This window comes from Catenuloplanes nepalensis (genome assembly GCF_030811575.1).
GTDB lineage: Bacteria > Actinomycetota > Actinomycetes > Mycobacteriales > Micromonosporaceae > Catenuloplanes > Catenuloplanes nepalensis.
The window spans coordinates 4,353,332-4,372,797 of record NZ_JAUSRA010000001.1; the positions used below are offsets into that span (position 1 = coordinate 4,353,332).

Annotated in this window: 20 protein-coding genes; 15 read left to right on the plus strand and 5 right to left on the minus strand. The window is 70.5% G+C overall.

The features are described 5' to 3' along the window. The first annotated feature begins 279 nt into the window (after positions 1–279). Both egtA and J2S43_RS18685 read left to right on the plus strand, forming a co-directional pair. Positions 280–1,503 (plus strand): ergothioneine biosynthesis glutamate--cysteine ligase EgtA, encoded by a 1,224-nt coding sequence (gene egtA / locus J2S43_RS18680; RefSeq protein ID WP_306830913.1) that lies wholly within the window; start codon positions 280–282, stop codon positions 1,501–1,503. A gap of 65 nt (positions 1,504–1,568) precedes the next feature. After that, positions 1,569–2,135, plus strand: coding sequence for an HDIG domain-containing metalloprotein (locus J2S43_RS18685; protein WP_306830915.1), 567 nt, complete (start codon positions 1,569–1,571; stop codon positions 2,133–2,135). 455 nt (positions 2,136–2,590) lie between these two features. On the opposite strand, the gene J2S43_RS18690 is transcribed toward J2S43_RS18685, so the two are convergent. Continuing rightward, positions 2,591–3,907 (minus strand): ISL3 family transposase, encoded by a 1,317-nt coding sequence (locus tag J2S43_RS18690; protein ID WP_306826563.1) that lies wholly within the window; start codon positions 3,905–3,907, stop codon positions 2,591–2,593. 1,067 nt (positions 3,908–4,974) lie between these two features. After that, a complete protein-coding gene (locus J2S43_RS18695) occupies positions 4,975–6,060 on the minus strand; it encodes a substrate-binding domain-containing protein (protein ID WP_306830917.1) in 1,086 nt (361 codons plus the stop codon). 146 nt (positions 6,061–6,206) lie between these two features. Here J2S43_RS18695 and J2S43_RS18700 point away from each other — a divergent pair, with 146 nt between their 5' ends. From J2S43_RS18700 to J2S43_RS18745, 10 genes are all read left to right on the plus strand, one after another. After that, a complete protein-coding gene (locus J2S43_RS18700) occupies positions 6,207–7,214 on the plus strand; it encodes a hydroxyacid dehydrogenase (protein ID WP_306830919.1) in 1,008 nt (335 codons plus the stop codon). Between the two features lie 35 nt (positions 7,215–7,249). After that, positions 7,250–8,500: an ABC transporter substrate-binding protein gene (locus J2S43_RS18705; protein WP_306830921.1), complete on the plus strand. Its 1,251-nt coding sequence runs from the start codon at positions 7,250–7,252 to the stop codon at positions 8,498–8,500. Between the two features lie 73 nt (positions 8,501–8,573). Next, positions 8,574–9,464 carry a carbohydrate ABC transporter permease gene (locus J2S43_RS18710; RefSeq protein WP_306839331.1) on the plus strand — a complete coding sequence of 297 codons (891 nt, stop codon included), beginning with the start codon at positions 8,574–8,576 and terminating at the stop codon, positions 9,462–9,464. Further along, positions 9,461–10,339 (plus strand): carbohydrate ABC transporter permease, encoded by an 879-nt coding sequence (locus J2S43_RS18715; protein ID WP_306830923.1) that lies wholly within the window; start codon positions 9,461–9,463, stop codon positions 10,337–10,339. The genes J2S43_RS18710 and J2S43_RS18715 overlap by 4 nt, the downstream gene beginning before the upstream one ends. Continuing rightward, positions 10,336–10,968, plus strand: coding sequence for a hypothetical protein (locus J2S43_RS18720; RefSeq protein WP_306830924.1), 633 nt, complete (start codon positions 10,336–10,338; stop codon positions 10,966–10,968). Before J2S43_RS18715 ends, J2S43_RS18720 begins: the two co-directional genes overlap by 4 nt. A 100-nt stretch (positions 10,969–11,068) precedes the next feature. Further along, positions 11,069–11,299, plus strand: coding sequence for a hypothetical protein (locus J2S43_RS18725; RefSeq protein WP_306830926.1), 231 nt, complete (start codon positions 11,069–11,071; stop codon positions 11,297–11,299). Beyond that, positions 11,296–11,631 (plus strand): type II toxin-antitoxin system PemK/MazF family toxin, encoded by a 336-nt coding sequence (locus J2S43_RS18730; RefSeq protein WP_306830928.1) that lies wholly within the window; start codon positions 11,296–11,298, stop codon positions 11,629–11,631. The genes J2S43_RS18725 and J2S43_RS18730 overlap by 4 nt, the downstream gene beginning before the upstream one ends. Positions 11,632–11,691: 60 nt before the next feature. After that, on the plus strand, positions 11,692–12,735 hold the full coding sequence (locus J2S43_RS18735; RefSeq protein WP_306830930.1) for an NAD-dependent epimerase/dehydratase family protein: 1,044 nt from the start codon (positions 11,692–11,694) through the stop codon (positions 12,733–12,735). Between the two features lie 55 nt (positions 12,736–12,790). Beyond that, the gene (locus J2S43_RS18740; RefSeq protein WP_306830932.1) at positions 12,791–13,150 is read left to right on the plus strand and encodes a VOC family protein; all 360 of its coding nucleotides are present in this window, start codon (positions 12,791–12,793) and stop codon (positions 13,148–13,150) included. An 85-nt stretch (positions 13,151–13,235) separates the two neighbouring features. Continuing rightward, positions 13,236–13,976, plus strand: coding sequence for a substrate-binding domain-containing protein (locus tag J2S43_RS18745; protein ID WP_306830934.1), 741 nt, complete (start codon positions 13,236–13,238; stop codon positions 13,974–13,976). A 173-nt stretch (positions 13,977–14,149) separates the two neighbouring features. On the opposite strand, the gene J2S43_RS18750 is transcribed toward J2S43_RS18745, so the two are convergent. The 3 genes from J2S43_RS18750 to J2S43_RS18760 form a co-directional block, all read right to left on the minus strand. Next, positions 14,150–14,353, minus strand: coding sequence for a hypothetical protein (locus tag J2S43_RS18750; RefSeq protein WP_306830936.1), 204 nt, complete (start codon positions 14,351–14,353; stop codon positions 14,150–14,152). Positions 14,354–14,951: 598 nt separating this feature from the next. Beyond that, entirely contained in the window at positions 14,952–16,436 is a 1,485-nt protein-coding gene (mptB, locus tag J2S43_RS18755; RefSeq protein ID WP_306830938.1) for a polyprenol phosphomannose-dependent alpha 1,6 mannosyltransferase MptB, read from the minus strand. Beyond that, complete coding sequence (locus tag J2S43_RS18760; RefSeq protein ID WP_306830940.1) at positions 16,433–16,924, minus strand: MarR family winged helix-turn-helix transcriptional regulator; 492 nt, start codon at positions 16,922–16,924, stop codon at positions 16,433–16,435. Before J2S43_RS18760 ends, mptB begins: the two co-directional genes overlap by 4 nt. 22 nt (positions 16,925–16,946) lie before the next feature. Here J2S43_RS18760 and J2S43_RS18765 point away from each other — a divergent pair, with 22 nt between their 5' ends. From J2S43_RS18765 to J2S43_RS18775, 3 genes are read left to right on the plus strand one after another with little or no spacing between them, the layout of a single operon-like run. Further along, on the plus strand, positions 16,947–17,483 hold the full coding sequence (locus J2S43_RS18765) for a carboxymuconolactone decarboxylase family protein (protein WP_306830941.1): 537 nt from the start codon (positions 16,947–16,949) through the stop codon (positions 17,481–17,483). A gap of 56 nt (positions 17,484–17,539) precedes the next feature. Next, on the plus strand, positions 17,540–18,316 hold the full coding sequence (locus J2S43_RS18770; RefSeq protein WP_306830943.1) for a hypothetical protein: 777 nt from the start codon (positions 17,540–17,542) through the stop codon (positions 18,314–18,316). Beyond that, entirely contained in the window at positions 18,313–19,413 is a 1,101-nt protein-coding gene (locus J2S43_RS18775; protein ID WP_306830945.1) for an SMI1/KNR4 family protein, read from the plus strand. Before J2S43_RS18770 ends, J2S43_RS18775 begins: the two co-directional genes overlap by 4 nt. The last annotated feature ends 53 nt before the right edge of the window (positions 19,414–19,466 follow it).

Consider the following 19,466-nt stretch of genomic DNA (forward strand, 5'->3'; position numbering starts at 1 on the left):
TGATCGGCGGCGCTGACTCGTCTGATGTGCGGGCCCGGCACCCGGTCGGGACGGACGGTGCCGGGCTCGCGCATCCACCCTTCCTCCCTCCCTCCTGCTTGCCGCCCGATGTGGCGTGGACCATCCGGAGCAGAAAATTGCACGGCGCGGGGGTGTCACCGAACGCAGTGAGCCGGTAACGTCGCGTGGGTTGTCGCAGCCCAGGCCGATGCGGGCGCGGCGCGATCTCGTACGTCCACACGGGGAATCCGCTGGTCCACGCGTCCCGGAGGCAAGGGTTTGTCAACGTCCACCATCACGCAGCCGCACGCCGAGGTCACCGATCGGGATCAGGCGGAGGAGCACATCGCCTCGGTCTGCTTCCGCACCGGCCCGTCCCGGCTGATCGGCGCCGAGCTCGAGTTCACGGTCCACCACGCGGACGACCCGGCTCGCCCGATCGACCTGGCGACGCTGCGGCGCGCGCTCGGCCCGCACGCGCCGGCCACGATCTCGCCGGACAGTCCACAGGAGACATTGGACAACGGCACGCCGGTCACGGTCGAACCCGGCGGCCAGGTCGAGATCTCGTCCGCCCCGTTCCGCTCGCTCACCGCGCTCTACGCGGCCACCGAGGGCGACCGCCGGCAGCTGTCCCGGCTGCTCGCGGCCGAAGGCCTGGTGCTCGGCGAGCACGGCCTCGACCCGTGGCGGTCCCCGCGCCGCCTCCTGCACACCCCGCGTTTCGACGCTCTCGAAAAAGCCTTCGACCGCACGGGTACGGCCGGGCGCGTGATGATGTGCAACACCGCCGGCCTGCAGGCGTGCGTCGACGCGGGCGAACCCCGGCAGCTCGCCGCGCGCTGGGCCGCGCTCTATGCGGCCGGCCCCGCGCTGATGGCCGCGTTCGCCACGTCGCACCGGCAGGGCGGCATCGACACCGGCTGGCGCTCCGCCCGCATGCGCGCCTGGTTCGGCGTCGACCGGCAGCTCACCCGCGAGATCGACCTCGGCGCCGACCCGGCACATGCGTGGGCCCGGCACGCGCTCGCCGCACCACTGCTCTGCGTGCGCCGCGACGACCGGAACTGGGAGGCGCCGCGCGGCCTCACGTTCAACGACTGGATCGACGGCGCGCTCGACACGCCACCCACGACCGAGGACCTGGACTACCACCTCACGCTGCTGTTCCCGCCGATCCGGCCGCGCGGCTACCTCGAGGTGCGCTGCCTCGACGCCCAGCCCGGCAACGAGTGGATCGCGCCGATCGCCGTGATCGCCGCGCTGCTGGCCGACGACGAGACCACCGACCTCGCCCGCGACCTCGCCGCCCCGGCCGCCGGCCGCTGGGAACCGGCCGCCCGCGACGGCCTCACCGACCCGGCGATCTCCCGCGTCGCGCACGCGGTGCTCGACCTGGCGGCCCGCCGCCTGGACCGCACGACCCTCGATGCGCCCGTCCGCAACCGCGTCTCGGAGATCATTGCGAAACGACTGAGCAAGGAGTCAGGTACGCGCCCCTGAAACCTGGATGAACAACCGGCGAACTGCCTGGTCAGGACCCCCTTCCCCGGCCGTACCGTGGTGGGATGTCTTCGGTCTTGCTGCGTCCCACCGCCGACGCCGCCCGCGAGCTGGCCCAGCGCGTGATAGGCGACCTGGGCAACCGATGGCTCCACACGGCCGCAGTCGCGGCCCGCGCAGAGCAGCTCGCCACCGTGGTCCCGGCCGAAGACCGCGAGATCCTGGTCGCCTCCGCCTGGCTGCACGACATCGGCTACGGCGAACTGGCACACGCCACCGGCTTCCACCCGCTCGACGGCGCCCGCCTGCTCGACCACCACGGCTGGCCCACCCGCATCTCCGGCCTCGTGGCCAACCACTCCGGCGCCTGCTTCGTCGCCGCGGTCCACGGCCTCAAGGCGGAGATGGCCGTCTACCCGGACGAGGCGACGGCCACGTCCGACGCGCTGACCTACGCGGACCAGACGGTCGGCTCCCGCGGCGAACCCCTCGGCATCGACGCCCGCATCGCCGACATGCTGCACCGCCACGGCCCCGGCTCCCCGAACGCGACCGTGGCCCACCTGCGCACCCCACACATCCAGGCAATCGCGAGCCGCGTGCAATCCCGCCTCGCAACAGCCCTGCACTGACCCACGCCGAGTGGCGGGCCGTCCGGTTGCGTTTTCGCCTCCGGCGGCCTCGGGCTCCGGGGGGGGAGGCAGGGCTTCCGGCGAGGCAGGGTTGCGTTGGCCCGGTTTCTTTTCTCGCGGCCGGGGTTGGGTTTCGTGTGCCCGGCTGCCCCGTATGCCGTCTTCCAGGTCAAGCCGAGCAGATCATCGGCAGGGCCGCCAGCTCTGGTCTCCGGTCGGCATGGTCGTCGCTGCGCGCCGTCCTTGCCTGGGCTGCGGTCGCGTGGTGGGTGGCGGCCCTGCCGATGATCTGCACCCCGAGGGGTGGTCGACGGCATACGGGGCAGCCAGGCGCCGGCGGTCTGCGCGGGGCGCACGAACAGAAGATCAAGACCGGTCCGGCGGCCAGAAGTCGATCACGTGTGCCAAATCGTTGTTATCCGGCGGTTTTAACAACGATTTGGGGCTCTTCGAGGTTAAGCGGGGTTGAGGTGGCCGCGGGATTTTCGGGTGGTGGCGGCGCGGGTGCGTAGGCGTTGGTTTTCGGGGTTGCGGAAGCCGTAGGCGTTGCGGGCGACGGTTTTGATGACGCGGTTGGTGCCCTCGGAGCCGGCGTTGGTGATGCCGGTGTGGAGGAACGCGAGGATCTGCGGCCACCAGGTCTCGATCGTGCGGGCGAGGCGGGTGAGTTCGGGCTGGCCGGAGTCGGCGCAGCGGGTGTAGAAGCGGTGCAGGTGCCGGGTGATGGTTTCGCGGTTCGGGTGGGTGCGGGCCAGGGCGAGGAGGTCGAGGAGGTCTTCCTTGGCGTTCCATGCGGCCAGGATCGGTGTGCTGATCTTGGCTGGCAGGGTGGTGAGGTCGTCGCAGAGTTTGTCGACGCGTTCGGCGCGGAGCCGGCGTGCGGAGCGGGTCAGGCGGTTGCGTAGGTCCCATTCGAGGTCTCCGGCCCGGCCCCGGCGGCCGCGGTGCTGGACGGTGATCCGGCGGCGGACGTCGTTGAGGGCCTGGTGGGCGAGTTGCACGACGTGGAAGTGATCGACGACCAGGATCGCGTGTGGTAGCGCGGTGGTGATCGCGGATTTGAAGATCGTGCACATGTCGATCGCCACGTATCGGACCTGGTCACGCCAATCCTGGCTGCGGGCGGTAAGCCAGTCGATCACGGTCTGGGCGGTCCGGCCCTCGACCTGGCCGAGGAGCCCTTGGCCGCCGGTCAGGTCACACATGCCGACGTGCCACCGGTCCACGCTCGTCTGCCACGCCTGGGTGACCGGGTCGAACTCCCATTTCGGCCGGCCCCGGCGGGTCTCGTCGATCCCCAGCACCTCGACCGGATCGGGCTCGGCGGGCAGCACCGCTGCGGCGTGAGCGGTGAACGCCGCCGCGACGACCGGCCACGACAGTCCGTGATCACGGGCCGATTGCACGACCGTCCGCCCGCCGTCAGCGACTGCGGCCCCGGCCGCGGCGCGGAGCCTGCCGGTCAGTCTCGCCCGGGCCGGGACCTGCCCGACCTGCTCGGTGAACGACACACGCGGACAACTATCGGTCGGGCAGTGCCAGCGGCGTTTACGCCACCGCAACCGCACCGTCCGGCCGGCGACCGGCAGATCCCGCGGCCGGGTCGTGACCCACGCCTTCACCCGCACCGCCTCCTGACCGCAGTCCGGGCAGCAACGCGCCTGCTCACACCCAGTGGACAAGACCACCACCGGCACACCAGCGGCATCCAGCTCGACCCGATCGACGACCAGGCCGTCAAGGCCCAGCAGCCGGGTCGTATCGTTGACCATGCTCGCAGCTCTTCACTTGTGACTATCCGATCTAGACACTCAGATGATCACCGACGAGCTGCGAGCCCGCTACGTCCGGGTCGCCGTCAACACCGCACCCCGCTCAACTTCGAAGAGCCCGATTTGGCACACGTGATCGTTTTGACAGTCAGCTGTCGCGGCTTTTATCGCGATGTTCCGGGCAGGGGTGAGCGGCGAGGTCAAGTTCTGTTTCTCGATCGCTGATTCGGTGAGGCTACGGGCTGGATTGTGTGCCGAGTGCGCGCAAGCGCGAGTCCGCTCGCCGAACCATGCGCCGGGAAGGGCTGGAAGGGTTCGCGGTGCTGGAATATCATCACAAACGTCACCCGCACCGCGGGTATACAATGGCGCGAGTTGAGCCATGAGGCTTATTCAGCGTCGCCCTCGTCAGGCGGCCCGGCCTGCGGCCACGCGGCGTTGGATCGCCGCCCTGACTAAGCCTCCATATCGACGTTATTACCGCCAAATGCCAGTAGACCGCGGCCTCGCAATTGCCGTAAATCGCGCCACCGCGCAGCCAGCCCAGCCGCAGCCGCGCGCCGCTTCCGGAATCGCGCCCACCACGCAACCAGCCCAGGCTGCGGCCGTGAGACCCGCCTTTGCTGTAATTCGTGCGTACCGCGCAGACCGCCGCCGCCTGGCTGCCCCGTATGCCGTCGACCACCCCTCGGGGTGCAGATCATCGGCAGGGCCGCCACCACGAAACCCCAGCTCAGGCTAGGACGGCGCGCTGCGACGACGCTGCCGACCAGGACCAAGCTGGCGGCCCTGCCGACGATCTGCTCGGCTTGACCTGGAAGACGGCATACGGGACGGCCAGGGCACACGAGACCCAACCCATGTCACCCACGAGAAGACAGCCGGGCCGACGAAATCCGACCTCGCTGGAAGCCCTCCGGAGCCCGAGGCCCGCCGGAGGCGAAAACGCAACCGGACAGCGAAAGTAACCAATAACCCCGAATATCGGACGCGCAACCCCCGACACGTTCGGAATCGCATCCCGCGGTAGTGGCCAACGAGCACCCGGAGTCGTTCCCAGCGGCGGACTATCGGACCACGCGGGGTAGGGATGAGCTGCGGATGACCAGTTCGGGGGTGACCAGGATCTGCTGGGATGGGCGGCGTTCGCCTTCCAGCAGCCGCGACACCATCAGCTCGACCGCCACTCGCCCCACGTGGTTCTTCGGTGGGCGGACCGCGGTCAGGGCCGGCTCGGCCAGATGGGCCACCTCGTCGTCGTAGGAGACGATCGCGAGGTCGCCCGGGATCGACATGCCCTGTTCCGTGCAGAACTGGGCGACCGACATCGCGTCCGGGTCGCTGTGCACGATCAGCGCGCGTGTGCCGGTGCGGCGGCAGGCTGCCAGGATGTCGGCGATCTTCTCGCGGTGGCCGGGTGCGTCCAGCGCTACCGATTCGCGGATCAGCAGTTCGTCGGGGAGTTCCAGGTCGGCGCAGACCGCGCGCCAGCCACGTTCCAGGTGTGCCGAGGTCGGGCTGCCTTTGGAGAGCACCAGGCCGATCCGGCGGTGCCCGTGTTCCCACAGGTGCCGGACGGCCAGTTCGACGCCGAGCGCGTGGTCGCTGCGGACCCACTCCAGTTGGCGTGGGGTCGGGGTCCAGCGGGACGGCTGGCGCTCGACCAGGATGGTCGGCACCGGCAGCCGGCCGATCCATTCGATCATCTGATCGAGGTGATCGCCGTCGAGGCTCGGGGCCAGTAGCAACCCCTGGACCTGCTGCGCCTCGATCAGCCGGGTGATCTGGCGGCGGTCCTCGTCCTGGTCGTAGCTGGATCCGCGCAGCTGGATGCTGACGCCCATCACGGCGGCGGCGGTGCGTGCGCCGGCCACGATCGCGGGCCAGTAGAAGTCCAGCGACGGCACCACCATCCCGATCGTGAAGCGGGTCGTGGGCGCGCGGCGTGGCCGCTGGGACGGTGGCACGAAGTCGATCGGCAGCGTGGCGCCGCCGTGCACCTTGGTGAGCAGGTTGCGGTCGGCGAGCGCGGCGATGTCGCGGCGGATGGTGAGTTCGGAGACGCCGAAGTCGCGGGCCAGGTCGCGCACGCGGACCGCGCCGTGCCGGCGCAACTCGCCGAGCAGGCGTTCCTGGCGCTGCAGGTTGAACATGCGGTCCGGCTGCACGGCGCCCCCAGGTGCGGTGTTCGAGTCCGAACGTTTGTGTCCGGCAGGTTACGGAGTCTGGCTTACATGTTCGTCTGACGTTATTCATGTAACCCAGCTCACCTTTTACCGAACTTGAGCGGGAGGCACCAGTGTCAAAGCCGCGGGCGCTGCTCGTCATGGACGAGAGCTCGTACCGGGCGCACTTCGACCGGGAGCGCCTCGACCGGCTGGCCGGCATGGTGGCACTGGACGATCCGGTCTGGGTGGACGAGCTCGACTCCCCCGGATCACAGGAAAGACTGAGAAAGTCGGACGTCCTGCTTACGTCGTGGGGGGCGCCGCAGCTGACCGCGGAGCGCCTCACACAGGCGAAACGGCTCAAGGCGATCATTCACTGCGCGGGTACGGTCCGCCCGCTGGTCAGCGACGAGGTCTGGCGGCGAGGGCTGCGGGTCAGCAACGCGGCCGACATCAACGCGATTCCGGTCGCCGAGTTCACCCTCGCCGCGATCATCCTGGCCGGCAAGAAGGCACCGTTCCTGGCCGCGGACCCGGCGAACCAGACCGCGTGGGGTCACCGCGACGGCTACGGCGATCTGTCCAACTTCCGCCGGACGATCGGTGTGGTCGGCTTCTCCCGGATCGGGCGCCGCGTGGTACGGCTGCTCGGCCTGCTCGACCACGCGCGGTGCCTGGTGTCGGACCCGTTCGCGGACCCGGACGAGGTGCGGCGCGCCGGCGGCGTACCCGCGGATCTGGAGACGCTCCTGAAGAGGAGCGACGTGCTGAGCCTGCACGCGCCGGAGAACGAGCACACCAGAGGCATGATCGGCGCGGCCGAGCTGGCGCTGCTGCCCGATCACGCCACCGTCATCAACACCGCGCGCGGCAGCCTGATCGACCCGGCCGCGCTGGAGAGCGAGTGCCGGTCCGGCCGGTTGTTCGCGATCCTCGACGTCACCGACCCGGAGCCGCTGCCCGGCGACCATCCGCTTCGGTCCGTCCCCAACATCATGATCACTCCGCATATCGCGGGATCGCTCGGCACCGAGATCCTGCGGCTCAGCGACTTCGCGCTGGACGAGCTGGGCCGATGGCTCGCAGCCGAGCCGCTGCACGCGGAAGTCACCGCAGACCTGCTCACGACGCACGCATAAGAGAAATGGAGTCAGCTTTCATGAAGAGGCACCTCATGAAAAGCATCGCGGTCGCGGCCGCCCTGATAACGCTCACCTCCGCCTGTGGCGGCGGCGGTGACGAGCCGGCCAAGACCGCGGACGGCAAGGACGTCCTGACCATCGCGGTCTGGGCCTACGACCAGACGCCGGAGTTCAAGGCGCTCTTCGACGCGTTCGAGGCGGAGAACCCGACGATCGACATCCAGCCGGTCGACCTGCTGGCCGGTGACGACTACGCCGAGAAGGTCACCACGATGCTGGCCGGTGGCGACAAGACCGACGTGCTGACCATGAAGAACGTGACCGACTACGCCCGGTACGGCACGCGCGGTCAGCTCGCCGACCTGACCGACGTGGCGAACGGCCTGCCCAAGGAGAGTTACCGCGGGCTGGACTCCTACGACCTGGACGGCAAGTACTACGCGCTGCCGTACCGCCAGGACTTCTGGGTCCTCTACTACAACAAGAAGCTCGTCGGCGACGCGGACCTGTCGAATCTGACCTGGGACGAGTACGCCGCGCTGGTCAAGGCCGCCGCGAAGGGCGAGGGCGCGGACAAGGTCTACGGCGCCTACCACCACGTCTGGCGCTCGGTGGTGCAGGCGATCGCGGCGTCGCAGAACGGCGGCGACCAGTTGAGTGGTGACTACACGTGGATGACCGGCCAGTACACGTTGACGAAGGACCTGGAGACGGCCGGCGCGATCATGCCGTGGGGCACCGCGAACAGCCAGAAGGTCAGCTACGACAGCCAGTTCTCCACCGGCAAGGCCGCGTTCGTGCCGATGGGCGCGTGGTACTCGGCGCGCCTCATCGCGGACATCGCGGCCGGTAAGCACGCCACCGAGTGGGGTGTCGCGCCGATGCCGCAGCCCGCGAAGGGCGCGGGCGTGAAGACGTTCGGCTCGCCGACCGCGTTCGCGGTGAACAAGAACGCGGCCAACTCCGAGGCAGCGCGGAAGTTCGTGGAGTTCGCGTCCGGCGAGAAGGGCGCGACCGCGGTAGCCAAGATCGGCATCTTCCCGTCGTTCACCAACGACGCGGTGCTGGCCGCGTACGCCGGGGTGGCCGGCATGCCGAACGACGAGACCGCGAAGAAGGCGTTCGCGCCGGACGAGATCATGCTGGAGATGCCGGTCAGCGACACGTCCTCCGACGTGGACGCGATCCTCAAGGAGGAGCACGAGCTGATCATGGCGGGTGAGAAGGCGATCCCGGACGGGCTCAGGGAGATGGGCGAGCGGGTCAAGAACGAGGTCGGCTGACCGCAGGCACAGGTGGGGAGCCGGCCGCGCCACGGCCGGCTCCCCGTCGCGGAGGGGAGACCACGTGGCGATCATGACCCGGACGGCCGCGCCGAAGACACGCCGCCGCACAACCCTGATCGGCTGGAGCTTCATCCTGCCGAACTTCCTCGGCTTCGCGGCGCTGACGCTCGTCCCGGTCGTCGCCGCGCTCGCCCTGTCGTTCATGGAGTGGGACTCGTACAGCACGCCGGAGTGGGTGGGACTCGCCAACTTCGAGCGGATGTGGAACAACGCCACGTTCTGGGTGGCGCTGAGAAACACCTGCTACTACGCGATCGGGCACATCCCGTTGACGCTGGTCGCGGCGCTCGGCTTCGCGATGCTGCTGAACCGGCCGCTGCGCGGCGTCGGCCTGTTCCGGACCGCGCTGTTCTTCCCGTACGTGACGTCGCTGGTCGCGGTCGCGGTGGTGTGGAACATGCTGTTCAGCCCGGACCTGGGCCCGGTCAACCAGTTCCTGCGCGGGATCGGCGTCGAGAACCCGCCCGGCTGGACCACGTCGTCGGACTGGGCGATGCCCGCGGTGATCCTGACCAGCGTGTGGCGGGACATGGGCTACTACATGGTGCTCTACCTGGCCGGCCTGCAGACGATCCCGGCCGAGCTCTACGAGGCCGCGAAGGTGGACGGCGCCGGCCGCTGGGCCCGGTTCTGGAACATCACGCTGCCGTCGCTGCGCCCGACCACGTTCTTCGTGGTGATCATGCTGACCATCTCCAGCTTCAAGGTCTTCGACCTGGTGCAGGTGATGACGGAGGGCGGTCCGGGCCGGTCCACGCTGGTGCTGTCCCAGCTGATCTTCCGGGAGGGCATCACGCAGGGGCGCTTCGGCTACTCGTCCGCGATCTCGATGGTGCTGTTCGTGGTCGTCCTGCTGGTCACGCTGATCCAGTTCCGCCTCCAGCAGAGGAGCGAGCGATGACGACGCTGCTCGAGACGCCGATCACCACACCGGCGAAACCAATCAAGAACGACCGACGCGGGGGTACGGCCGGGAAGCTCCTCGGCTACGCCCTGCTGATCATCCTCTCGCTGCTGGTGATGATCCCGTTCGCCTGGATGGTCTCGTCGTCGCTGAAGCAGAACAACGAGGTGTTCACGGTCCCGATCCAGTGGATCCCGGCCGAGTTCCGCTTCGAGAACTTCGCCGAGATCTGGGACCGGATCCCGCTCTGGACCTACCTCGGCAACTCGATGCTGCTCAGCGTGTCGGTGACCGTGATGCAGGTGCTGACCGGCAGCTTCGCCGCGTACGGCTTCGCGAAGATCCGCTTCCCCGGCCGGGACGCGTTGTTCTTGGCCTACATCGCCACGATCGCGGTGCCGTGGCAGGCGTACATGGTGCCGCAGTACATCATCATGCAGAAGCTCGGCCTGGTGGACACGCACCTGTCGCTGATCCTGCTACAGGCGTTCGGCGCGTTCGGCGTGTTCCTGATGCGGCAGTACTACCTGACCATCCCGGACGAGCTGAGCGAGGCCGCGCGGCTGGACGGGCTCTCCGAGTACGGCATCTGGGCGCGGGTGATCCTGCCGCTGTCCAAACCGGCGCTGGCCAGCCTGGCGCTGCTCACGTTCGTGAACACCTGGAACGACTACATGGGGCCGTTCATCTACCTGACCAGCAACGACCTGTGGACCGTGCAGATCGGCCTGCGCGCGTTCGTCGGCCTGTACGACGCCGAGTACGCCATGATCATGACGGGCTCGGTGATCTCGGTGGTGCCGATCCTGACCGTGTTCCTGCTGGGCCAGCGCTACTTCGTGCAGGGCATCGCGACCTCGGGGCTCAAATGATCAACCTGACCTACGGCACCTGGGACACGATCTGGTCGTTCCTGCACCGCGCGCTGGTGCTGAACCTCGCGCTCGCGGTCGCGAACCTGCCGCTGCTGCTCGCGCTGGCCGTGGTGCGGGAGCCCACGGCGTACCCCCTCTTCTTCGGGGTTCTGGCCCTGAGCCTCGGGCCGTCGGTCGCGGCCGCGTTCGGCTACCTGCACGGCGAGATGTCCTACGTGACCGCGTATCGGCGGTTCTTCCGGGCGGCGCTGCTGCGCGGTGCGCTGACGGTGGCGCTGCTCGGCGTGCTGATCGCGGACGTGGTGGCGCTGCACGACCACCCGGCCGGCGCCTACCTCGTGCCGCTGTTCGTGGTGCTGGCCGTACTGTGCACGGCCGCGGGCGTGGTCGCGCTGGCGCTGCTGCCGCTGCGGCCGGGCACGCGGCTGTGGGCCGGGCTGCTGACCGCGGCCTACGCGGCCGTGCGACGGTGGTGGCTGAGCGGCCTGACGCTGCTCGTGCTGGCCGCGGCCATGGTCGCGGTCAACCAGGCGCCGATCCTCGGCCTGGCCACGCTGCCGGGCTGCGCGATGATCCTGGCCTGGGTCAACTCCGCCGCGTCGCTGCGCGAACCCCGAGAATCCTGACCCCAGCGGGTACGAACGAAGGCAGGCGCATACGTTTACATCTACAGCGAAGTAGACTGGCGGCATGATAAGGACGACGACGGTCCGGCTGGACGAGCCGGTGCGGGATGACCTGCTCAGGATCGCTGCCGAGGACTTCGGCGGGACGACCGCGAGCGACACGATCCGGCGTTTGATCGACGAACACTGGGCGACACAGGCGGTCGCCGCGATGGATGCCTTCCGAGCCTCCGATCCGCAGGGCTGGGCCGACTATGTCGGCTCCGCCGACGCCGCCGACCGGTCACTCGCACCGTCGTTGGCCGACGATCCCTGGGATGAGGCAGCGTGAGGCTGGCGCCCGGCCAGGTGTGGTATGCCGACCTCGACCCGGCCGAGGGCCGCGAACAGGCGCGCACCCGCCCGGTGTTGATCGTCTCCAGCGACCTGCACCTGAGGCTGACGGCCGAAGCGCTGGCTACCGTGATCCCGCTGACGACTCGTGAGCGGCCCGGCTGGCGGCAGCGGGTGCGGATCGGCTCCGGCGCTCAGGAGTGCTGGGCGATCACCGAGCAGATCCGCACCCTCTCCACAGCGCGCCTGCTCAACCCGCACCCGGCATGGATCGTGTCGGAGCCGGAGTTCCGGGACGTGATGTACGCGGTGTCGCGGATGATCGCCTGAAGGATCACCCTTCTTCCGTACCGCCGGATGGTTTTGATCTGGTGGGGTAAACGACCGGTCATGCGGATTCTTGTCACCGGGGCGACCGGGAACGTGGGGACGGCGGTGCTGCGGCGGCTGCGCGCGGAGCGGGACGTCGAGATCATCGGGGTGGCCCGCCGGGTGCCGCCGCTCGGCGCGGGCGCGCCCTATGACGGCGTGCGGTGGCACGGCGCGGACCTCGGCGATCCGGCGGTGGTGGAGCCGCTGGCCGGGTGGCTGGACGGCGTGGACGCGGTGATCCACCTGGCCTGGCAGATCCAGCCGAGCCACGATCGGGAGCAGCTGCGGCGCACGAACGTCGGCGGGACCCGGCACGTGCTGGAGGCGGTCCGGCGCGCGGGCGTGCCGGTGCTGGCGCACGCGTCGTCGGTCGGCGTCTACGGCGAAGGGCCGAAGGATCACACGGTCGACGAGTCGCACCCGGCGACCGGCATCCCGACGTCGTCCTACAGCCAGGACAAGGTGGCGGCGGAGGCGCTGCTGCGCGCGGCGGACGGGCCGCGGATCGTGATGCTCCGCCCCGGGCTGATCTTCCAGCACGACGCGGGCGCCGGGATCGCGCGGCTGTTCCTCGGGCCGCTGCTGCCGGTGTCGCTGCTGCGCTTCCGGCGCGTGCCGGTGATCCCGGACCACCCGCGGCTGCGCGTGCAGGCGGTGCACGCGGACGACGTCGCGGACGCGTACCTGCGGGCGATTCGGGCGGACGTGTCCGGCGCGTTCAACATCGTGGCCGATCCGGTCCTGGAGCCGGCCGGGCTGGCGCATCGCTTCCGCGGGCGTACCGTGCCGGTGCCGATCGGGGTGCTGCGCGGGCTGGCCGCGGCCACCTGGCGGGCGCGGCTGCAGCCGACCGACGCGGGCTGGCTGGACCTGGCCGTCGGCGTGCCACTGCTGGACGCCGGGCGGGCCGCGACCGAGCTGGGCTGGGAGCCGCGCCACGACGCCTGGGCCGCCCTCGACGAGCTGATCCAGGGCATGTCACACCACGCGGGTACGAACAGTGCCGCGCTCCGGTCGACCACGATCAGCGACCTGCTGCCCGGCCACCGGAACCCGGCCTGATCTACTTCGGCGGAACCCGTCAGAGGATGTCGGGAATCCGGCCTACGGTAGCGGCATGGCTATCGCTCGTTACCCCAGCTTCGTGCTCGACTGCCCGGACCCGGGCGCGCTCGCCCGGTTCTACGGCGCCATGCTGGACTGGAAGGTCGACGACTCCGACCCCGACTGGGCCGAGATCCGCGCGGAGAACGGCAACTGCATCAACTTCCAGCGGGTGAACAGTTTCGCGGCGCCGACCTGGCCGAGCCAGGACAAGCCGCAGCAGATGCACGTCGACGTGATCGTGGACGATCTGGACACGGCCGAGGCCGCGGTGGTCGGGCTGGGTGCGGTGAAGCACGACCACCAACCCGGCACCACGTTCCGGGTCTTCCTCGACCCGGCCGGGCATCCGTTCTGCCTCTGCGTCAACTGAGTCCGATTCATCCGAATTGCGGCACGGATGGCGCCGTGGGCGTGAACACGTCCCGGAAACGGCGTCCCCGCTGGGCAGGGGGCGGGTGCGGACCGTCTGGGCCACTCTGCGGGACACACTCGTGCGGGAGACGCCGTTCGCACGCGGCGGCACCGGCGCACTGGACAGGTCGTACGAGGAGATCCCGGACGACCTGTCCGAGGTGCCCGCGTTCAAGGAGCGGAGCAGCCATGGCGGTCGCGGACCGCTCCCCCAGGCTCGAGGTGTCGCTGGTCCACAAGCTGCGCGGCCACCGCCCGCAGGTCATCGTGATCGCCGGCAGCCGGATCGACGACTTCCCGCCTCCGCCGGCGCGCTGGTCGCGGAGCTGCAGGCCTATCGGGCCGCCGGCGGCCGGGTCGCGCTGATCAGCCAGGAGGGCCTGCCGTTCCCGACCGTGCCGGTGGACGACTACGGCGGGGCGCGGGCGCTCGCTCGTACCCTCGCGGATCTGAGTCTCCGGCGGTTCGCCGTGGTCCACTCCGGCGACCGGATCCGCACGTCCGCCGACCGCCGGCACGGCTTCACCGATGGCCTGCTCTCGGCCGGTCTCGCACCGCCCGCGCTGGTCGAGACCGACTTCTCCCGGGCCGGTGGACGGCGTGCCGGCGCGCTGATCCCGCCGGACACCGACGCGGTATTCGCGGTCAACGACATCATGGCCGTCGGCTCGATGACCGGCCTGCGCGCGGCCGGCCGCTCGCCCAGCCACGACATCGCCGTGGCCGGCTTCGACGACGTCGAGGAGGCCCGCTACGCCACTCCGCCGCTCACCACCGCTGCGTGAGGCCGGCCGTCTGGCCTTGGAGATCGCACTGTCCCCAGAGCCGGCCGACCTCGTCGCCGCCTCATTGAAGATCATAAACCGGGACAGCACGCTGTCCCGGCCGACCCGACGATGATCCATCGACTGCAGTGGAACCGAATTCGTTACGATCACGGTTCCACCACAGCGTCCACTTACTCCGCGTGATTCATCGCGAATCGAGCCACCTGCAGCAATAGCACCGTCGCGCCGGCAAACGCGGCGGCACCAGCGAGAATCGCCGGCGGGATCTCCATTCCGCCAGCGACGGAGAGAAGCGCGGCGGCAATCCCGGCAACGATCGAAACGACGATGATGATCGCGAGCCAGACCGCTCGCAGAGCAGAGTTTTCGCGCACGGGTGAGCCTCCTCTGGGAGATCGCCCTCTCGAATTATCGGAAGGCGTGGCCCCACGCCAAGGCTTCGCCGTCCGAGAAGAACCGGCGATCGTCATCCGCGTGAGGTCTGATCGGGTGGATGGGATCGGCACAGCCAACCGCCTGGTATGCAGCCAGGACGACCGGCCGCACATGAGTCTTCACCATGCTCATTCACACCGGTAGCGCACGAGGCGGAGACCAGCGCCCGAAAGATCGCCACAATCTGGTGCGAATAAGAAAAGACGCCCGGCTGCACCCGGGCGTCTGTTTTCGCAGCTAATGAATATTCCACCCAAATCAGGCGCCATGAACCCGAGTGGCAACTCCGGAACCCATGGCTGCAGTGCCACTCCAACTCCTTGCAAAGTCTCGCATCGCCCGGCCAGATTGCCAACCCCCAATCTGCTACCTTGCAGATCGCGGCCTGGTCGCTCCTTGCCAGGTGTCGATAGGACGTCAGGCAAGGAGAGCAATGCCGAAATGCACACCGGCCGACAACAGGCTTTGCTGGACTGCCACCTGGCATCATGACAGGAAGGGCGGGCGGCGATCCCGATTCCGCGCGGCTTCGTCGAGTCAGCGGCCGCTCGGCCGTCGTCGCGAGCGGCGGACCGCGATGGCGGCGCCCGCGACGACCAGCAGCAGATCCGCGAACGCGCCGACCGCCTTGGTCTGGGACGGGATGCCGAGTCCGTCCGGCAGGACCAGCAGCGCGGCGAAGGTGGCGCCGAACGCCAGCCATCGCAGGTGGCGCGGACGGGTCAGGGCGGCGGCGAGGACCGGGATCGGGGTCAGGAAGTACCAGGGGTAGGCGACCGGGCCGAACAGGACGAGCGCCAGCAGGACGATGCCGGCGCGGAGCACGACGGCGCGCGGGTCAGCGCGGCGCTGCCAGGCGGTCCGCAGGCAGACGAGCGTGACGACGGCGAGCGCGAGGAGGCCGGCGAGGCGGGCGGCGGCGAGCACGGTGTCCTCGTGGGCGGCGAGGCCGAGCGGGCGCAGCACATAGGCGGCGGCCATGCCGACGCCGGTTGGGACCGAGGTCCACTGCTTCGGGCCGGTCGACTCGGTGAGGGCGGCGACCCAGCCGAGGCCCAGCCCGGAGACCAGGCCGGCCAGGGCGAAAGAGCCGAACAGACCGGCTACGACCGGGAGGGTACGACGGAGCCCGGCACGCGCGGCGAGGATCAGGGCGAACGGCAGCGCGGCGATCGCAGTGATCTTGATAGCCGCGGCCAGGCCGAGCGCGACACCGGCGACGAGCGCGGCCACGACGGGCCGGCCACCCGGCACGCGGTCGACGCAGAGGGCCAGCGCGGCCAGGACCAGGCCGGCCAGGAGGGCGTCATGGTGGGCGCCGCTGGTGGCGTGGATGGCGATCAGCGGGGCCGGGAGCGCGAGCCAGACCGCGCGGCGCGGGTCGAGGCCGAAGGTGCGCGCGAGCCGGTGGACGCCGAACGCGGCCAGCGCCAGGCCGGCCACCGCGCACAGGCGCAGCACGACCAGCGCGACCGGCCACGAACCGCCGGTGGCAGCGGCTCCGGAGAGCAGCAGCGCGAACGCACCGTAGGGCGTCGTCGCGTCCTGCCAGAGCGTGGCCACGCCGGGCAGCCACGGGCAGTCCGCGGCGCGCGGCGAGACCGCGTAGGGGTCCAGGGACCGGGCGAAGACCCAGCCCTGGCAGGCGTAGGAGTAGACGTCCCGGGAGCCGATCGGCGGCGCGAACAGGAACGGCAGCTGCCACAGCACACCGGTGAGCAGCAGGCCGCGGGCCGGGGGCCGGCGGGCGATCAGCAGCCAGGCAGTGATCAGACCGGCCAGGCCGAGCAGGCAGACCACCAGACCGGCCGTGTACGGACCGGCCGATCCGGTGCGGTGACCGGCGGGCAGCGCACCGGCCCACCAGGCCCCACCGGCCAGCGCCAGCGCGGAGACGAACCCGAGCACCCCCGCCGCTGCCGCGTCGCCGCGCTGTTCGGCGCGGCTCCGTGGCGTCGCGGCGCCTGGGAACCGCGGCAGATTACGCAGGTGAGGGAAGCGGGCGGAGTCCGGCGTGCTCATGCGCCGAGCCAGCCGGGTGCGTCGACGCGGAGGGCGTCGGCCGGGACGACCGTGCGGAGCGCGGACTCGAGGTCGGCGACGCGGGCCGGGCCCAGCCGGCCGGCCCAGGACGCGCGGAGCGTGTCGAAGATGCGGGCGGAGCACGCCAGGCAGTCCAGGCCGCGCGGCGTCAGGCGGATGATCTTTCGTCGGGCGTCGTGCGGGTCGTCGGCGCGTTCCGCGTAGCCGAGGGCGATCAGGCGGTCGACGGTCTTGCCCGCGGCCTGCTTGGAGACGCCGAGTCGGCGGCCGAGTTCGCTGCCGGTGGCGCCGCTGCGGCCGATCGCCTGCATGGCGAAGCCGTGCACCGGGCGCGCGTGCGGATGCCCCTGCGCGGCCAGCTCCACGTGCAGCGCGTCGATGAGCGTGCGGAAGCCGCCGAAGAGCAGCAGCGGCAGCTCCCAGCCGTTGACAGGTTCGTCAACCCGGTTTACCTTTTCGTCAACCACGTTGACGAGTCTAGGAGATGCCGTGTACTTCCCCGCACACACCGTCGCATCCGCGCCGGATCCCGCCCGCCGCGGCCTGCTCGCGATCGAGAAGCACTTCGGCCACCTGCCGGACGCGGCCGCCCGGATGGCCACGTCGCCGCAGCTCCTGGAGGGTTTCCAGCGCCTGAACGGGCTCTTCGCCGCCACCTCGCTGCCGCCGCTCGCCCGGGAGACCGTGATCATGACGGTCGCGGTCCGCAACGGCTGCCACGTCTGCGTCGCGCTGCACACCCAGCGACTCCACGAGCTCGGCGCCGACGGCGGCCTCATCGCGGCGCTGCGCACCGAAACCCCGATACACGATCCAACCCTCGCGGCGGTACGGGCGTTCGCGCTGGCCGTGCTCGCGCACTCCGGCGACGTACCCGCGAAGGATCTTGATGCCTTCGAGGCTGCCGGATGGAGTGCCCGGGCCGCGCTGGAGGTGGTGCTCGGGATCGGCACCTACACGCTGTCGACGTTCGCGAACAGGTTGACCGGCGCCACCATCGATCCGGAACTGGCCGTCCATGCGTAAGACAGGTAGACGGTAGGCTCGCGGCGGTCGCGGGCGAGGATGGGAGCGGACGAGCGGTGAAGAAGCAGCTACGGGCGGTTTCGGCGGTGCTGATCGCGCTCGCACTCGGTGCCTGCGGCGCCGAGGAGGAGGCCCCCGAGGACCCGTTCACCGCGCTTGACGACTCCGTGGTCGCGCTGTTGGACGGCAACTACACGTTCAAGCACGCCACCACCTATCAGGTGGTCGACGGCTCGCAGCTGGCCGACGCGCAGTCGATGCGGGTCACGCTGGACTCGCGGGTCGACGGGCAGCAGTTCACGTCCGACTTCGTGACCGTCGCCGGCGAGCGGTTCGTGCTGCTCGACTTCAGCAAGGTGGAGAACATGACCTCCGCGCTGCCGGACGTGATGACCGGCGAGAAGTGGGTGCCGCTCACCGACCCGGCCGTGACCGAACTGGGCGGCATCCCGTTCCCGAAGCCGGGCGACGACGTGGTCGGCGCGACCGCGGCGGTGCGCGCGGTCATCGACGCGCGCGAGACCGGCGACAACGCGTACGCGGGCACGCTCGACCTCACCCAGGTCGGCCCGGGTGTGCTCCGCGTCGGCCCGACCGCGGAGCTGCTCGCCCAGCTCGGCGACGCCGCCTCCGCCGTGCCGTTCACCGCCACGCTCGACGGCGAGGGCCGGCTGCTGACGTTCGTCTACGACGTCCCGGCCGCCGGCGCGGTCCCGGCCAACCACGTGGAGCTGACGCTGAGCGGCTACGGCGCGTCCCAGGCCCCGGCGAAACCGGATCCGGCCGAGGTCGCGAACTACGACGACGCGATGAAGGCGATCAAGCAGCAGTGATCGACCCCCGCGCGCTCGCCGAGGCCGGTCTCGCGATCTTCGAGAACCGGCTGATCCTGGACGCCCGGCCGCCGGTCACCGACGACGAGCTGACCGAGGTCGCGGCGCGCTGCGGCGGGCCGGTGCCAGCCGGGCTGGCGGCGCTGTGGCGCACGTCGTTCGGCGGCGGCCTCGACTACGACCTGACCGTGACGCTCGGCGCGGCGGAGCAGGCGCTGTCGCTGCGGGAGCTGTTCTACCCGGGCAGCGACGGCTACCACGACCTGTGGGGCTGGATCGAGGAGGACGGCCCGCCCGGCTACCTGCCGTTCGGCGGCTTCGAATACCTGGAGCGGGTGTACGCGCACCTGCCGACCGGCGAGATCTACGCCTGGCAGCAGGGGTTGCCACCGGGGTGGGAACTGGCCGAGGGCGACCGCGCGGGCGCGATCGCGGCGGACGTGCCGGCGCTGTTCGCACAGCTCACACTGGAGCAGGACCCGTGGGAGACGGACGATCCGGACCACGGCATCGACCTCCGCGACGTGCTCGACGAGCTGCCGCCGGCACTGCGCGACCCGCTCCGCGGCCTCGTGCGGTCCGCGGTGCTGGACTGGCACGGCGCGCTCGACGCCGGCACGATCGCGGGCTCGCCCCGGCTGCGGCGGCTCGCGCTCGACCGGGGCGCCACGGACGTCGCCGTGCTGTCCCGGCTCGCCGCGCAGGGCTGCGACCTCGGCGAGCCGGCGCGAGGCGGGATGACCGCGCTGGACATCGCGCTGGCCGGTTCCGCGCACGACGCCGCGCGCTGGCTGCTCGGCCGGGACGTGCCGGTCACGCACGCACTGCGCTTCGGCGCCTCCGGCATCGACGCGGACCTGGCGGCGGAGCTGCTGCGCCGCGGCGCCCGGGCGGACTCACACGCGCTGTCGGCCGTCGTGGAGAACCCCGACCCGGAGGTCATCACGCTGATCGGCCGGGCCGCCGGGCCGATCTCCGCCAGCCTCGCGCTCCGCGTGCGGATGCTGATCGCCCAGGCCGAGATCGCGGCCGAGCGCGGCGACACGGGCGCCCAGCGGCGGGCCGAGGCGCTGCGGGTGCTGGCCGGACGCGAGTAGTCGTACCCGATCGGTACGCTCCTGGCGCTTCGCAGGATTTCTACACGGGAGTC

What these genes read in the sequence shown, in the direction of transcription:
- mptB (WP_306830938.1), bottom strand. Translation starts at nt 16,436, where the DNA reads ATGAGCACGCCGGACTCCGCCCGCTTCCCTCACCTGCGTAATCTGCCG.
- J2S43_RS18690 (WP_306826563.1), bottom strand. Translation starts at nt 3,907, where the DNA reads ATGGTCAACGATACGACCCGGCTGCTGGGCCTTGACGGCCTGGTCGTC.
- J2S43_RS18735 (WP_306830930.1), top strand. Translation starts at nt 11,692, where the DNA reads ATGCGGATTCTTGTCACCGGGGCGACCGGGAACGTGGGGACGGCGGTG.
- J2S43_RS18720 (WP_306830924.1), top strand. Translation starts at nt 10,336, where the DNA reads ATGATCAACCTGACCTACGGCACCTGGGACACGATCTGGTCGTTCCTG.
- J2S43_RS18705 (WP_306830921.1), top strand. Translation starts at nt 7,250, where the DNA reads ATGAAAAGCATCGCGGTCGCGGCCGCCCTGATAACGCTCACCTCCGCC.
- J2S43_RS18695 (WP_306830917.1), bottom strand. Translation starts at nt 6,060, where the DNA reads ATGTTCAACCTGCAGCGCCAGGAACGCCTGCTCGGCGAGTTGCGCCGG.
- J2S43_RS18685 (WP_306830915.1), top strand. Translation starts at nt 1,569, where the DNA reads ATGTCTTCGGTCTTGCTGCGTCCCACCGCCGACGCCGCCCGCGAGCTG.
- J2S43_RS18740 (WP_306830932.1), top strand. Translation starts at nt 12,791, where the DNA reads ATGGCTATCGCTCGTTACCCCAGCTTCGTGCTCGACTGCCCGGACCCG.
- J2S43_RS18715 (WP_306830923.1), top strand. Translation starts at nt 9,461, where the DNA reads ATGACGACGCTGCTCGAGACGCCGATCACCACACCGGCGAAACCAATC.
- J2S43_RS18710 (WP_306839331.1), top strand. Translation starts at nt 8,574, where the DNA reads ATGACCCGGACGGCCGCGCCGAAGACACGCCGCCGCACAACCCTGATC.